General features: G+C 63.6%; 9 protein-coding genes. 3 read left to right on the forward strand and 6 right to left on the reverse strand.

Going from position 1 to position 16,108, the window contains the following annotated elements; genetic code table 11:
* Positions 1-29: 29 nt before the first annotated feature.
* Positions 30-911, forward strand: a complete 882-nt coding sequence (locus tag B4N44_RS08270) for a P-loop NTPase (RefSeq protein WP_296699225.1) — start codon at positions 30-32, stop codon at positions 909-911.
* Positions 912-1,121: 210 nt separating this feature from the next.
* Here the strand turns inward: B4N44_RS08270 and B4N44_RS08275 are convergent, their stop codons facing one another.
* The 4 genes from B4N44_RS08275 to B4N44_RS08290 all read right to left on the reverse strand — a co-directional run bounded on the left by B4N44_RS08275 (position 1,122) and on the right by B4N44_RS08290 (position 8,846).
* On the reverse strand, positions 1,122-3,539 hold the full coding sequence (locus B4N44_RS08275; protein WP_296699228.1) for a GGDEF domain-containing protein: 2,418 nt from the start codon (positions 3,537-3,539) through the stop codon (positions 1,122-1,124).
* A gap of 237 nt (positions 3,540-3,776) precedes the next feature.
* A complete protein-coding gene (hsdR, locus tag B4N44_RS08280; RefSeq protein ID WP_296699231.1) occupies positions 3,777-6,188 on the reverse strand; it encodes an EcoAI/FtnUII family type I restriction enzme subunit R in 2,412 nt (803 codons plus the stop codon).
* A 7-nt stretch (positions 6,189-6,195) separates the two neighbouring features.
* Positions 6,196-7,395 (reverse strand): restriction endonuclease subunit S, encoded by a 1,200-nt coding sequence (locus B4N44_RS08285; protein WP_296699233.1) that lies wholly within the window; start codon positions 7,393-7,395, stop codon positions 6,196-6,198.
* Positions 7,392-8,846, reverse strand: coding sequence for a type I restriction-modification system subunit M (locus B4N44_RS08290; protein WP_296699291.1), 1,455 nt, complete (start codon positions 8,844-8,846; stop codon positions 7,392-7,394). Before B4N44_RS08290 ends, B4N44_RS08285 begins: the two co-directional genes overlap by 4 nt.
* A 417-nt stretch (positions 8,847-9,263) precedes the next feature.
* Here B4N44_RS08290 and B4N44_RS08295 point away from each other — a divergent pair, with 417 nt between their 5' ends.
* Both B4N44_RS08295 and B4N44_RS08300 read left to right on the forward strand, forming a co-directional pair.
* Entirely contained in the window at positions 9,264-9,500 is a 237-nt protein-coding gene (locus tag B4N44_RS08295) for a type II toxin-antitoxin system HicA family toxin (protein WP_296699236.1), read from the forward strand.
* 2 nt (positions 9,501-9,502) lie between these two features.
* Positions 9,503-9,853 (forward strand): type II toxin-antitoxin system HicB family antitoxin, encoded by a 351-nt coding sequence (locus B4N44_RS08300; RefSeq protein WP_296699239.1) that lies wholly within the window; start codon positions 9,503-9,505, stop codon positions 9,851-9,853.
* A 111-nt stretch (positions 9,854-9,964) separates the two neighbouring features.
* Here the strand turns inward: B4N44_RS08300 and B4N44_RS08305 are convergent, their stop codons facing one another.
* Positions 9,965-10,399, reverse strand: coding sequence for a recombinase (locus tag B4N44_RS08305; RefSeq protein WP_296699242.1), 435 nt, complete (start codon positions 10,397-10,399; stop codon positions 9,965-9,967).
* A gap of 147 nt (positions 10,400-10,546) precedes the next feature.
* Positions 10,547-16,105, reverse strand: a complete 5,559-nt coding sequence (locus B4N44_RS08310) for an alpha-2-macroglobulin family protein (protein ID WP_296699245.1) — start codon at positions 16,103-16,105, stop codon at positions 10,547-10,549.
* Positions 16,106-16,108: the final 3 nt, after the last annotated feature.

A 16,108-nucleotide genomic window follows, 5' to 3' on the forward strand; every position in this document is an offset into this window, starting at 1 on the left:
CTGAGGAACGACGCTAATCACCTTAAACAATGGCCAGAGAGCAGACGAGTCGAATCGACCAGCCAACGCGAGCGCTCGCGCGCAAACGCATCCTGGTCTGCGGCAAAGGGGGAAGCGGCAAAAGCACCCTGGTCGCCTTGATCGCTGCCGTTCTGCAGCGAAGAGACTATCGGGTGATGGTGCTCGACGGCGATGCCTCGAATCCCGAGGGTCTCGTTCGTCTCTTATTCGGCGTGGGCGTTCCGAACGAGCCCAAACCGCTGATCGAGTTTTTCGGCGGTACCGAGCGCGTGACCTGCCCGGTGGATGATCCCTCGCCGCTGACGCGGATTGGGGAGTCCGACCCGGTGCCGGCAAAGCCGATCAACCTGTCGACCGAGATCGGCCCCGAGTATTCACTCGCCAGAGGCCATCTGCGCCTGTTGCAGGCGGGGAAGATCGAGACCTACGGCCAAGGCTGCGACGGACCGATCGAGAAGGTGGTGAGAGACTTCATGCTCGAAGACGAGGTCGTCAGCCTGATCGACGAGAAGGCCGGGGTCGAGCATTTCGGCCGGCGAATCCCCGATCGCATGGACATCATTCTCGGGGTTCTCGACTGCACCCGGGAATCCGTTTCGATCGCCCGGCGTATCCACGGGTTTGCGACCGAGATGGGAACGGACAACACCTGGTTCGTCCTGAACAAGGTTGAATCCCGAGAGATGTCCGATCGAATGATGGACCTGCTCGGTGACTTGAGCGATAAGGTGATCGGAACCTTGCCCTATATGACGGATCTGGTGAAGGCGGCCCTCGCCGGCCACCCGATCGATGAGCACCTGGCTGCGAAGCACGTCGACCCGATCGTACAGCGCCTGGAAGGCATCGCATCGCAATGTGCTTTCCCCCGGGCCGCGTTGGACGATTAGGCCGTTCCAGGTTTTCCGAGTACCACCCGACGGAGTCTCGACCATGTTTAAGACGGGCTGAAACAGCTCGACGAGAGAATCCCGTTGTCACGATTCTCGTTGTCGATTACGACACCGACCATTGGATTCGGTGTTCGACTTGTTTCTGACACATCACCAAGAAGTGAACGCCAGTATCCTGTCGATCCTCGTCATTGATATCCGTCTCGGTCACCTCTCGGAGCCTGCCGACGTCAACGGGGTCGAGAATGGCGGTTCCGCATCGACGCATACGCGGTCGCGCCCCGCTGTCTTGGCGGCGTAGAGCGCCGTGTCGGCGCGTTTGAGCCAGACGTGTAGCGCCTCGGTACAGCGGCATTGTGCAACCCCGATACTGATCGTCACCCGGCCAACCTCCGGGAAGGGCTGAGCCGCGACCTGGCCCCGCAGCCTTTCGGCCAGATGGGCGGCTTCGGTCACGTCGCAATGCGGTATCAACACCGTGAATTCCTCGCCGCCCCAGCGCGCCAGCAGGTCGGTCGTGCGCAGATTGTCCTGGACCAGTTGCGTGAGCCTGATCAGAACCTGATCACCCACCTCATGGCCGTAGCGGTCGTTGACCGTCTTGAAGTGGTCGATATCGAACAGCAGCAGGGAGAGCGGCGCTTTGTAGCGGTGTGCCCGCGCGATTTCAGTCGCAGCGACCTGCTCGAAATGCCGCCGGTTCCAGGCGCCGGTCAAGACATCCGTCGTCGCGAGCAGGCTCAATTCGACATTGGCGGCCTGTAACGCGGCGTTGGCGGACGCCACCTCGGCGGTCCGTTCGGCGACCTTGCGCTCCAACTGTGCGGTCAGATCCTGAAAACGCGCGATCGCCGCGCGCTCGGCAGTGATGTCCTCGAAGGTCCCGGCGAGTCCTTTGCTGATGTCCGCCGGATCGATCAGCACGGTCGACACCCGAATCCAAACGGCGCTGCCGTCCTTGCGAACCATCTCGATGGCTTCGCGATAAAAGCCATCTCGGCGCAGACCGTCCATAAAGCGCTGGCCGAATTGCGTATAAACGGCGTCATCGGCGTAAAGCATGCGTGTGGTTCGGCCGATCAACTCGCCCGGCCCGTAGCCGAACATCTGCTCCATGGTGCGGTTGCAGCACTGGATCACGCGCTCTTTAGCCAGGGCGATGCCGACCGTCGCCGCGTCGTAGATCGCCCGTTGTTCTGCGTTGACGCGACTGAGCGACTCGCGCTGTTCTTTGAGGGCGATCTCAGCCTGGACACGCTGGGTCAGATCCGCCACCAGCGCGAGATAACCCTGCGGGCGTCCCGCCTCGTCGCGCAGCAGCGCAACGGCCACCTGGGCATAGGTCAATCCGCCGAACTGGCGCAGATAGCGTTTTTCAATCAAGCCGGAGGGTAGGTCGCCCCGCCGCAGGCGCTCGAAGAGGGCCTGGTTGATCGCCCAGTCCTCGGGAGGTGTAAAGTCGCTCAAAAGCCGTCCGATCAAATCCTCGCGCGAGCGTCCGACAATCTCACAATAGCGGTCGTTCACACGGATCAGACGCCCCTCCAGATCCACCTCGGCATAGCCGGTCAGACCCTGCTCGATCAGCAGGCCGAGCCGTCGCTCGCCGGCCAGTCGCGCAACGCTTTGACGCCGGAGCAGGTAGCTTGACGCATAGATCAACAGCAGAGCAGACGCCCCGACCATCGCAGTGATCCAGGCGGTGGTCCAGATCCCGGCATAGGCCTCGCGCCGGTCGATCTTGGCGACCATCAGCCAGGGCGTGCCGGCGATCGGGGTCGCGTAGGCCAGCACCGCAACGGCGCGATAGTCATCGGTGTCTCGCAGGATACCCCGTTGCCCCTGAGCGGCCTTCACCCCGGCCAGACGCTCACCGGTCAAGGGCTCGGTGAACTCCAGGATCGACTCCGTCCCATAGCGCAACGGGGAGAGAAAGCGCAGCTCATCACCCTCGACCCGCACCAGAAAGGTGTCCGCCGTCCGGATCGGGATCGGCCAGTCCGTCACCAGGGGAAAGAGCGACTGTTCCGCGTTCCAAGCCAAGTCGACGATACCGATCGGCGCCGCCCCCCGCGAGCTGATCGGCGCCAATTGGCCCAGCTCCGCCACCCCGTCGGCGTTGCGTGCGAGATCCAGTAGCTTGACCTGCGGCTGTTTCAGGGTCTCCTGAATCAGGGCGGCGTGTTGTTGAATCTCGACCCTGCCGATCATCATGAGCGGACGGCCCTCGGTATCCAGAACGGCCATGCCGCTCGCCCCGATGGCGTTGGCGACCTCGGTCATGCGGTCACGCATGCGCGCCAGCGCGTCGGTGTCCTGACGGTCGCTCTCCAGGTAGCGTTTGAGCAACATCGGGATTTGCGCGGTCCCCGCAAAATAGGACTCGGCATCAATCCGGTTGCGCGCGAGCCAGTGTTCGATCTGCTCGCGCTTGTGCTCGGCGATCACGGTCAGTGTTGACTCGACTTCCTGCTGAATCTGGGCGCGAAAGCTCAGGAAGACATAGAAGCAGATGCCGCCGATCAGCAGCGTGATCAGCATTGGCACCAGGATGAACCGGAACCCTTCGGGCAGGCGATTGGCCCACGGGCGGCGCTTGGCGACAGCAGCAAAGCGGACAGTCATCGAGCGAGACCTCGTCAGAACGGCATGTCCAATCGAGCCAGCCCCGATAGGTCGGCGCTTACGATCGAGTTTAGATCATGCGCGAACAGCCCGAGGCGCCGACATTCCGGGGCGACGACTTGCAGTCGTCCTCTTCCGCGGCCTCGCTCAAGGATCAGGGTCGGTGTATGACCGGCGCTTTGACGTCACCTGCCTTCCAATGCGACGCCTGCCGGCGCGAGACCGGCGATCCCCGCCCTACGCGGCCGCCTCGGCATAAAGCCACTTCTGAAAATCGACAAAGAGCCCCTTGATCTCGACGGCGCCCCCGAGATCTGCGACCGCGTCGCTCAGCGAGTTCCGATATCTGAGTCGCAGCAGGGGTGTGAGTTTCTCCGTCTCCAGCTCCTCGACACCGACCTGCACGTAATGCAGCAGGACGAAGTCGAGGAACGCCTGTTGGGTGCCGGAGAAGCGTGCATCGATGATGACCTTCGCCCGTGCCGCACGCTCCTCGCGCGAGAGCGGCGCGACCGCGTACCCGACATAGGCGAGCACGTCGAAGAGGTCGCTCTTCTGCGCCTCGATGATCGTCTGCATCTCGGCAAGCTGGGCCTTTCCGAAGCCCTGCTCCGCGAGTCCTGCGAGCAGCCGCGCGCGGGTGTCGGGCAGGCTCCAGAGCCGGCGCAGCTCGTCCTCGTCCTTGAAGAACTCGGGCAACCGGCCGAACAGGGCCTCCATGAACTGCTGGGCGGACATGGGCGTGCCGTCGGGGTGCCAGAAGGAGGTCACCGTCATATGCTGGATGGCCCGCTCTTTCCCGTCGGCGAGCTTCACGCGCGCCTTCCGCCGCTTCGCACAGACGCAGGGGCTTTCGCCGCAGACATGACAGGGTGGTGGCGTCTCCTCGATGCAGATGCAGGGCACCTTTCCGCAGCGCTTGCAGGGGACGGGGTCCGGCGTCTCGCACACGCAGGGGGACTCGCCGCACCGCTCGCAGGTCTCCGGGGCGATCGGCTCCCCGTCCCACTCCGGATCGCTGAAGTGGTGGTGTGCCTTCACGAAGTCGTAGATGGTGAAGTAGTCCTTGCCGTCGTAGAGTCGCGTGCCGCGGCCGATGATCTGCTTGAACTCCACCATTGAATTCACCGGACGCATCAGGACGATGTTGCGCACGTTGCGCGCATCCACGCCGGTCGAGAGCTTCTGCGAGGTGGTCAGGATGGTCGGAATGCTCTTCTCGTTGTCCTGAAAGTCGCGCAGATGCTGCTCGCCCAAGGCGCCGTCGTCCGCGGTGACACGATGGCAGTAGTTCGGGTCGGTGCTTGTCTTGACCTGGTTGACGAGGTCGCGCACCGCCAGCGCATGCGTCTGGTTGGCGCAGAACACCAGTGTCTTCTCGCGCTGATCGATCGCGACCATGACGATCTCGACCCGCTTCTTCTCGCGCTCCTTGATCTCGATGATGCGGTTGAAGTCCTTCTCCTCGTAGACCTTCCCCGCCTCGATCTCGCCCTCGATCAAGGTGTCGTCGGGCGTGTAGATGTACTCGTCGAGTGTCGTTGCAATCTGCTTGACGCGAAACGGGGTGAGAAATCCGTCGTTGATGCCCTCCTTGAGCGAGTAGATGAAGACCGGCTCGCCGAAGTAGCGGTAGGTATCGGCGTTGTCCTTGCGCTTGGGTGTTGCGGTGAGCCCGAGCTGAACCGCGGGCGCGAAGTATTCCAGGATGGCGCGCCAGGTGCTCTCGTCGTTCGCACCCCCGCGATGACACTCGTCGATGACGATGAAGTCGAAGAAGTCGGGTGGGTACTCGCCGAAGTAAGGCGCCGGACTCCCATCCTCGGCCTGCCCGCTCATGAAGGTCTGGAAGATGGTAAAGAAGATGTTGCCGTTCTTCGGTACCTTGCCTTTCTTGCGGATGTCCGCGGGGGCGATCCGTACCAAGGCATCTTCCGGAAAGGCCGAAAAGGCGTTGTAGCCTTGATCGGCGAGGATGTTGCGATCGGCGAGGAAGAGGATTCGCGGTCGGCGCGAGGGCTCCCCCTCCCTTTTCCAGTCCGAGAGATTCCAGCGACTGCAAAACAGCTTCCAGGTGATCTGGAACGCGATGAAGGTCTTGCCGGTACCGGTCGCGAGCGTGAGCAGAATCCGGTCATGTCCATCCGCGACCGCCTCGAGCACGCGCTCGACGGCGATGTCTTGGTAGTAGCGCCCTTGGAAGAATCCGCCCTTGTCCTCAAACGGCACCAGAGCGAAGCGGTCGCGCCAGGCGTTTTCGGTCGCAAAGGTGCGGTTCCACAGCTCATCAGGTGTCGGGAATCGGGCGACTTCTCCCTCGGCTCCCGTCTGCATGTCGACTTCGTAGACGCCCTGCCCGTTGCTTGAAAACGCAAAGCGGATCGTGAGCTTGCCCGCGTAGTTCTTCGACTGCCCAACGCCTTCGGTCAGTGCCTTGTCCCATGCCTTCGCTTCTAGGGTCGCGAGCTTGTGGTTCCGGTACACCAGCACATAGTCCGCCGTGAGCGACTTCCCACGCTTGCCGTTCCCTTCGATGCGCCCGAGCGTAATCGGGTACTCCCGCAGGATCCGGCTCCCCTCCACAACACCCCATCCCGCCGCCTTGAGTGCGGGATCGATGTGTTCGGCTCTGGTTTCGGCTTCGTTCATATGCTTGTTATAGGTTACCGGTAAATGCCTCATTGAGAAGCGATTTCTTCAGGGCGTCGAGATCGGAGAGTTTGCGCTTGTACACCAACCCTAGCCGACCAGTTTCCTCAGACAGTTCATCACACTTAGTCACGATAGATTTTTGTTCGGCATAAGGGGCCCTAGGAATCATCACCCTCTTTAAGAGGCTTGCCTTTATCCCCTGCGCCGTTGCGCCAGTTGCACAGGCGTGTATACGCGATTGTACAACCGAAGAAATCATTGCCCACTTAAGAAACGTTGGGTCTAAGACAGCTCGGTTGGTCTGAAGGATGATAATCCGCTGTGCAAAAACGACCTTTTCATCAGTGTCGAGCTGACAAACAAAGCCGAGGGGCGCTTCTGTAGTAAAAAGGACATCCCCTTTTTTTGGAATACCACGAGTCATCCATGTATTGTAGGTATCCGGTGCAACGAACTCTTCCGGCTCTTGTTGCAAGACCCCCATCCTGACATTCTTTGCCGTAATCAGCCTGAGCCCCTCCGTGATTTTTATCGGTGTTTTTCCGCGGTAGTCTATAAAACGAGTATCAGTCTCTAAGGGCAACTCCTCCCACCCATCCCCTTTCTTCGTAAAAATCTCGTTCAACTCACTCTCAAAAATCGCTCGAGCGTTCTTAAGATTCTTCTCGGCATTCGCCTTGGCCGTTGCAAGCCCCTCGAACGCCTCGTCAAGTTTAGCAACAATGCGCTTCTGCTCAGGGAGTGGTGGGAGTGGTACCTCGATCGTTCGGATGAGCCCCATATTCAAGCCACGTCGATCCTTATCGTCATCACTTGTCATCCGCCTGAGTTCTTCGTAACGCCCATTAAGGTTAAAATAAAGGAACTCAGGTAATAACCGCGTTGTATCTTTCGGATATATGCTTACTAGAGATTGATTGCATGTGGCTTCCGTTCTAAGAAGTGCCACTGTACCGCGTGTCTTTCCTTGTCCGTTTAAAGCGATCATTACGGAGTTAATCGGCAATAGTCTTGCGTTGGAGTTGCGTACTCCAGCTTCTGTTATCCGACCATCGCAGTCGCAAATCTCTTGCTTATGGATATCCCCCGACACAAGCCATTTGATGTTGCCACCAAAATACTCGGGCACTTTTCGACTTGGTGTGCCCCCTGTCATCAGGTGGCACACCTCCCCCAACCTCTTCGTCTCCCATCCGTCCTTCATAGCAACTTCCTGATATTACCCAACACCTCGGCACTCTCAGCATCCAGCGCCTCAATCTCGTCCATGATGTCCTGCGGACTCCGGTGCGCCACCGCTTCCCCGCCGTTCGGGTTCTTCACCGACAGGTCATAGGTTGCCGTGTCGACCGAGGTGACATCCAGGCTCCAACTCTTCGGCGAGTCGGCAAAGGTCTTCTGCAACTCCACGAACTCGGCAAGGTCTGCGTCGTTCAAAGGCGTGGTCTTCCCGAGCGTCCGCCCAGGATCGAGCTGGTAGTACCAGACCTTGCGTGTCGGTGCCCCCTTCTCGAAAAAAAGCACCACGGTCTTCACCCCCGCCCCTTGGAACGTCCCGCTTGGGCAGTCGAGGACGGTATGCAGGTTGCTGGACTCAAGGAGGAGTTTTCGCAGGGAAACCGACGCGTTATCGGAGTTCGAGAGGAAGGTGTTCTTGATGACAACACCGGCTCGCCCGCCGGCGCGCAGGATCTTGATGAAGTGCTGGAGAAAGAGAAAGGCGGTCTCGCCGGTGCGGATCGGGAAGTTCTGTTGAACCTCCTTGCGCTCCTTCCCACCGAACGGCGGATTCGCAAGGATGACGTTGTAGCGGTCTTTCTCTTGAATGTCGGCGAGGTTCTCGGCGAGCGTGTTGGTGTGGATGATGTTCGGCGCGTCGATACCGTGCAGGATCATGTTCATGATCGCCATCACGTACGCAAGCGACTTCTTCTCCTTGCCGTAGAAGGTGCGCTCCTGCAGGGTCTTGAGCTGTGCGGTGGTGAGCCCCGGCCGGGACTGCATGACATCGAGTGCCTCGCACAGGAAGCCCGCCGAGCCGCAGGCGCCGTCGTAGACACGCTCGCCGACTCGGGGCGCCACGACCTGGACCATCGCGCGGATGAGCGGCCGCGGGGTGTAATACTCGCCGCCGTTGCGCCCGGCATTCCCCATGCGCTTGATCTTGTCTTCGTAGAGCGCGGAGAGCTCGTGCTTCTCCGCCTGCGATCGAAAACGTAGCGCGTCGATCTGGTCGATGATCTCGCGCAGGTTGTAGCCGCTGCGGATCTTGTTCTTGATCTCGCCGAAGATCTCGCCGATCTTGTACTCGATGGTATCCGGCCCGCTCGCCCGCTGTCTGAAGCCGTGCAGATAGGGGAAGAGCTTGCGGTCGACAAACTCAACGAGGTCATCGCCCGTCAGCGCCTTGTTGTGGTCGAGTCTGCCGTCCCGGTCCTTCGGCGCCGCCCAACGCTCCCACCGATAGGGCGGATCGAGGATGTCGCTGTAGGTCCTGCCTTCGAGCTCAGCCTCCGTCGCCCGCTCCTGCTCCAGGTCATCGAGATATTTCAGGAATAAGAGCCAGGAGGTCTGCTCCGTGTAATCCAGCTCCGAGCTGCAACCCGCCTCCTTCCAAAGCACATCGTCGATGTTCTTGAATGCCTGTTGAAACAGACGTCCGATGTCGTTCGTTACCGCCACGTCCTCGCTCCTGCTTTCCGATGAGTGTTTGCGGCCGGCCCAAGGGGGGTTCGGTACGGCCTTCGAGATCTTCGCGTTGGGCACGACCTCGCCGGCCGTCGGGGCGGGCGAAGAGGACGACTGCAAGTCGTCTATCCCGGGGACGCCGCTTCGGGGCGATCGGCGGGGTTGCGAGTATCCCGACACGCCACGCGGGAGCATTGTAACGAAGTTCGCTTATCGTTCCTCGAACACTGGCCGAATGGTCCGCTGTCGCGTGGTCGCGTTTCGGGACGCAGAGCCAGAGCCCAAGACGCACATACGCCTCGTGTGCTTTGTGATTCCGGCGGGCGGTTCAGCCGTGTTCAGCCCCCTGGGTCGGAATGATGCCCCATGTAGTATCATGAGCGCATGAGCCGAGCGGACAAAACACTCGAGAAGATGCGCGCCAACCCGCGGGATTGGCGGATCGACCAACTCAAGGCGGTCGCCGATGCGCATGGCGTGGAGTACCGTCAGCCTGGAACCAGTCATGTGACATTTCGTCACCCGAACGGCACCAAATTGACGGTTCCGGCCCACAAACCCATAGCACCTGAGTATGTGAAGCGCTTTGTCTGGCTCATCCAGCAAGGTACCGGAGACTGACCATGCATACCCCCATTCCCGATTACCCCTGCGAGATTTGCCCCCTTCCCGAGGGCGGATACCTCGTCACCTTTCCCGATCTGCCAGGCTGCATGGCCGACGGCGCCACCATACCGGAGGCGCTTGAGAGTGCCCGCGATGCCGTCACGAGCTGGATTCTGACCGCGCGCGAATTTGGCGACCCGGTGCCCGAGCCGGGCAAAGGCGGCGAATCAGGGCGGTTCGTGCAGCGCGTGCCCAAGTCGCTCCACCGCAAGTTGACTGCGCGCGCCAAGCAAGAGGGAGTCAGCCTAAATACCCTCGTGCTGGATTTCATCGCCGAGGGGATCGGACGACGCGAATCGCATCCCTGATCGAATGGCGCGTTCCTCGATACATCCAGCGCAAGATGCTCGGCGATCCCGTCTCAACTCCACCAGGCGCTTCAGGGTGGTTTTGGTCCGCAAACTGTCGTTGCGTCGCGCTCACCAAGGATCATCGATCCCGGCGTTGTTGTAGTCCCTCATGGTTTCCAGCCAATCCGGCATCCCTTCCTTGACGATCTGCTTCAACTCGACCAGATCGTCCGCGCTCACCAAGCCCTTTTCATGCATGAAGGCGTAGAACTTTTTGAGGCTTGCTGCATTCTCCTTAATGCTGGCTTGGCTTGACCACATCGCCTTCCTGATAAACCAGTCGCCGAGAAACCAACTGACAGCGTCCACGCCGTCTCTGGCCTCGAGCGCGTCATCGTAAAGCAGGTAATCATTGATATAGAAAGCGATATTTTCACGATGCTTCTTGACGACCCTCTCGGACAGGCCGGACGCCTCGAGCCAAGCCACGAATTCCGTCAACAGAATTGCGTTCTCGGCCCGGATCTTTTCGCACGCGTCTTCGTATGCTTGGTAATCGCTCATGGAAAAAGCTCCAGGGTGGACAAGCGCTGTAGGGTGGACAAGCGTAGCGCAGTCCACCAGCGCCGGCGGTGAGTTTGGTGGACTTCGCTCTCGCTCGTCCACCCTACGGGCCTGGAACGATGTTCTGATCAACGGCGCATCGCTCGCTCAGCGCACCGGCGGCGCAACCTCTACCCTCCCCGTCTCCGTCCAAGCACGCCATTGCGGGCGGTACATATCCTCGACCGTCGCGGCGAGGTGGGCGAATACGCCCGGCGAGACGGCGCGCAGACGGTAGGCGAGCTGGAAGCGGGTCGGCTCGCTCGGGCCTCGGTCGACGGCGGCAACGAAGCGCTCGGCGCGGAATTCGAGATGCTCGGCGGTCTCTTCCAGGCCCAGCCAAGCGATGTCGGCGATGTCGCCGGCCTTGATGAGACTGGGGTTGTCGATCTCGAAGCCGGCGGGGAGCGGGTCGTCGACGATGAGTCGGGCCTGGCGCTGGGCGTCTGCGCTGACGGTGATGACGGCGACCATGCGATCGCCTTGGGTGACGGTGGAGTGATCGATGCGGCGGCCGTCCAGGTCGTAGTAGGCACGCTCGATCCGATAGCCGTCGCCGCCCGCGGGCTCGGGGGTGAGCGGGACGCCGCCGACGCTGATCAGTGCCTCCAGCGTGCGTTGGCCTGCGTTCCCGACGATCAGCGGCAGCACGGCGGCGGTGTCGGCGTCGAGTCGGCTGAACCAGGGGCCGCTCCAGGGCTCGCCCGCGAGTGCCAGTTGCGGCTTGTCGGCGCCCTGCATGAGTGCACGGGCAGCAAGCAGCAGCCAGGCGTCGTCCTGCGTGCTGGTGTCGTTTGCGTTGACCCAGCCCTGTTCCAGACGTCGGGCGAGCGCCTGCAGGTCGACCGCACCGGTCGCGCTCTCGGCGGCGAGGGTCAGGACGGCCGCGCCGTCGCGCAGGTCGGAGCCGAAGTCGGTGCGCCAGGCGCCGTCGTCGTCGCCCTGCTCCAGCCGCTCGACCGCGTCACGGAAGACCGTATCGGCACGCGGGCGGTCACCCATGAGGGCGAGCGCCGCAGCGAGCTGGGCCTTGGCCATGGGTGTGGAGAAGGCGTCGAGCTTGGTCTCGGCGTAATAGCGCAGGTCGCCGATGGCGGCGCGACCGTTGCGGGCGAGGACGTAGAGCGCGTAGGCAATGTCCTCGCCGCCGCTCGTGAAGTCCGGCACATAGGCGAGTCGGTTGCGCAGGTTGTCGAGGGCCATGTCGAAGGCGCGATCCGGCACGCTGTAGCCTTGCTCGCGTGCACGTGTGAGGAAGTCCGCGACATAGGCGTCGAGCCAACCGTCGTCGCCGCCCGTGCCCCAGAGTCCGAAACTCCCGTTCGACGCCTGATTGGCCAGCACCTCGCCGATCGCCTCGCGGACGCGCTCCTTGATCTCCGCGTCGGTCCCGAGACCGATCGCGGTCGCGACCTCGTTGAGATAGAGCATGGGCAGTGCACGGCTGGTGATCTGCTCGGTGCAGCCGTAGGGGTAGCGATCCAGGCCCGTGACCAGTCCGGCGACATCCAGCGGCCCGGCGCCCGTGATGGAGACCGCGAGGGCTCCGGTACCGGGCAGCATCTCGGACCAGGCCGAGGCGTCGAGGCGCAGCTCACCGCCCGGGGCCAGATCCACGACCGAATTGCGCGAGACCAAGGGGGTATTGGAGCGGACCGGGATCCGCAGTGTCTTCTTCAATGCCTGGCCATCGGGCGAACGCAGGACCAGGCTCAGGGTCTCGTCGCCCACGGAGACGGCCTCGATAGGAATCTGCACGGCGGCCCGTCCGCCCTGCGCCAAGGTCAGTGTCCGCTCGGTTTGGTCGGCGGGGATGCGGACATGTCCGCCGTCGGTCGCGACTGTCAAGGTGACCTCGCCCGCCGGACCGTCGACATGGGTCAGCTCGAGCAGCAGGCGCGAGCGGTCCTCGGGTGCGAGGAAACGCGGCAGGCTGGCCATCATGACGACCGGATCGCGCACCAGCAGATCCTCGACCGCGTGACCGACGCCTTGCTTGGACCAGGCCATCGCCATGAGCCGCAAGGTGCCGTTGAAGTCCGGGATGTCGAAGGCGACGCTCGCCCGGCCTTGCGCATCGAGACGGATGATCTCGGACTGGAAGGCGACCAGATCCTCGGTGGGCGGCGGACCTTCGAGCCGGATCATGGCGCCGTCGCCGCCGGAGCGCACCGTGCCGGGCACGCCCTGCATGCGGTCGATGAGCTGGCCGTAGATGTCGCGGACCTCCATCCCGAGACGGCGCTGGCCGAAGTACCAGCGATCCGGCGCGGGCGATTGATAGCGTGTGAGGTTCAGGATCCCGAGATCGACCGCGGCCAGGGTCACGTAGACCGGCTCGCCGGCCGGGGCGTCGGCGACCTGGATCGGGATTTCGAGACGCTGGCGCGGGCGGATCACGCCTGCGGCCGGATCCAGTCCAAGCGTGACATCGAGCCGGCGATCGCCCGGATCCACCCCGGCCCAGGTCAGCCCGATCGCACGTCCGGGCATGCGCCGTGCTTCCAGGTCCATCGGCCGATAGAGCGTGGCCGTCACATAGGCGCCCGGCCCCCAGGCGCGGGTGACGGGCAGCTCGACGGTCGCGCCGCCCTCGGGGACCTCGACGGTGCGCATCTCGATCAGCCGATCATCGATGACCATCACCAAGGCCAAGCCCGGGAAGCGCGGCTCGATGCGCGCCTTGAGCGTCTCGCCGACCCGATACTCGGCCTTATCGAGCGAGACCTTGAGCAGATCCGGGGTGTCGACGGCGCGCGGGGCGACGTACCAGCCGGCCTCGAAGTCGAGATCCACGGGCAGGGCCGTCGCATCCGGGCCTTCGACACGCAGACGATAGCCGCCCCACTCGACCCGCGCCTCGATCCGCGCGACACCGGTCGCGGCGTCGATCTGGCCCGGCTCCAGGGTGCCGGAGGCGACGCGTTGGGTCGAGACGACCGACTCGTAATTCCAGCTGCCGTCGGACTCGTACCATTGGAAGTCGGTGGTCAGGCGCGAGAGTGTCCAGCGTAGCCCTTCGGCCGGTTGCCGCTGGCCGTTCGGATCGTTGGCAGCATCGATCAGGATGATTTCGAACCCGGCGTTGCCGCCCTCCTCCACCGCGTCCTCGAACAAGGGCTTCACGCCGATGCGGGGCGCGCGGGTCGCGATCGGCAGGGTCAGGCTGCGCTCGACCGGGCGCCCGCTGCCTTCGATGAGACGCACCCGCAGATCCGCTTCGAGCGGTCGGCTGGTGGGCGGAAGATCAGGGAGTTGCAGGGTGATCTCGGCCTTGCCTTGGTCGTCGGTCCGAGTGAGCGCGAGCGGCTGGCCGAGCGGCTCGACCGGCTCGCTCGCCAGACCGAATCTGAAACCGGGAAACGCCGCGAGGCCCTGCGCAGGCCTGACCTGCACCTCGCCCTCGACGGCGACACCCGCGGCGGGTGCACCGAAGAGAAAGCGGGCGTCCAGGGCGATCTCGGGCAGGTCGTCCGGATCCAGTGTCTTGACCGGGCTTTCCAGATCGAAGGCGAGACGCTCGGGCTCGAAGTCCTCGACCAGGAAGGTGACCTCGGCCAGGGGTGGGGCCTTGGGGTCGCTGTAGGTGGCGGCGCGCCAGGTACCGCGCATGGCGGCGCGGCTCAGGTCCAGCGTCGCACGATAACCGCCGAGGCCCTGATCCTGCGTCAGGAGACGGCCGTGCTCCACGCCGTCGGGGCGTTTGAAGATGAAGGTGACCGGGACATCCGAGACGGCGTCGGCCTTGGCATCGCGCACCAAGGCGGTCAGCTGGACGGTCTCGCCGGGACGATAGGCGCCGCGCTCGGTGACCAGATAGACATCGAGCGGCTGGGGCGCGGGCCGACCCGTCACTCCGCGGTCGCTCAGATCGAAGGGTGTCTGGGTAAGGTCGAGAAAGCCGTAGTCGCCGTGCGGACCCTCGGCGACCAGGACGGAGGGCGCATTGCCGCCGGAGCCGCGCAGCAGGCCCGGCTCGAAGCGGGCGTGGCCTTCGGCATCGGTCGTCGCCTCGCCGAGGATGTCGTCGTTCAGCGCAACCAGGCGCAGCTTCGCGCCGGCGACCGCATCGGCACTCGACAGCGAGCGCACCAGGGCATGCAGACCGTCGTTGCCCGAGAAGCTTGCAAGCCCGAGATCCGACACCAGGAACCACTGGGTCGCGAGCGCCTCGGGCTCCTGCATGGCGTTATGGGGCGCGGCGGTCATGGCGTAGACGCCGGGCCGCAGATCCTCGACCAGCTCCCCGACCGGCACCGATGTGGTGACCTCGCGATTGAGACGTGTGTCGGCCGGGGGTTTGACCTCGATGTAGCCGTTCCAGATCGCCTCTCCGGAGCGATCGGCGATCTGCTTTGCGTCCCAGGTCGAGAGCTGCTGGCGGAACCGGCCGCTCGCGACCGCGGAACCCAGGGCGCGGTCGCCGATGCGATAGACCGCCGCGTCGATTCGATCCGTGTTCACCGAGACGACCGGGATCGCCGGATCGCCGCCCGCGGGCAGCACGTAGGCGCGCCCGAGGAAGCGGACCATGGGCGCGCGGTCGCGCACGAAGATCTCCAGATCCGACGCCTTGGCAAGCGTCTCGCCGTCCGCGGCCGGGAGTCCGGCGCGAACCTGGATACGATAGCGCGCGCCGTGCTCGACGCCGTCGATACAGATCTGGCGGGCCTCGACCTCGATCGGCAGGTCGGTGCGGTCGGTCACCCGCACGAAATCGGCGAGCTGGCCCCGGTCGCGTGCCAGCGGGTCGCTGAATTGCAGACAGATGCGTGGACTCGCGGCATCCGAGTCGACCTCATGGCCGGTGACCCGGAAGCCGTGCTCGCCGATCATCCGGTCGTAGTCGTCGCGAACGGATGCGTCCTCGACCAGCGCGAGCGAGGCGCGCAGGGCACGGATCGCGGTGCGCCAGTTGTCGCGCTCGGCGAGGGTTCGAGAGAGCACGACCAGCGCATCGGCGCGTTCCGACGTGCCCTCGGAGCGCCAATAGGCGTTGACGGCCGCCCCGGTCGCGTCCCGCTTGAAGGTTTGCCGCGCCTGCCAATCGGAGGGCTCGGCGGCCATCGCCGTGCGGGCGAACTCGAGCCAGAGGGCGCGGTCATCGGGGGCAAGTCGCAGGGCTGCGGCGTAAAGGTCCGACGCGCGCACCGGATTGTTCGCGGCAGACCGCGCGGCCTCGGCGGCCAAGGACGTCGCCGATTGATCGCGCGGTGGCGCCTCGGCGATGCGCGCCGCCAGCTTGCGGGCGGCATCCAGCTCGGCGCGCGGGAGGAAGCGCAGCTCGGCACTGCGGGTCGCGGCGAGATCCGCGAGCGACAGGGTCGTCTGACCGATCCGGACACGACCGGAGACGGCATCCGTGAAGGGACGTGCGTCGGAGGCGGACTCCTTGAGAAAACACCAGCCCGCCTTGCTGTTGAATGTGAAGGCGCGGCAGCGGGTGTCCGCGAGACAGGCGTCGCGACAGGTTTCCAGATCGACACCTTTCAGGGTCTCATAGTCCCCGCCGAAATAGTCCATGCCCGGGGTCAGGAGGAGGCTGCGCTCGCCTCCTTCTGCCGCCTCGCTCGGCGTCGGCCAAGCCGTCGAGACGGACGCGGCCAACAGAACCGCCGATAGACCCGCCAATAGACGCGCAGGCAAGCGAGGCAAGGAACCGAGCATGAC

This window comes from Thiocapsa sp. UBA6158, assembly GCF_002423035.1.
Lineage (GTDB): Bacteria > Pseudomonadota > Gammaproteobacteria > Chromatiales > Chromatiaceae > Thiocapsa.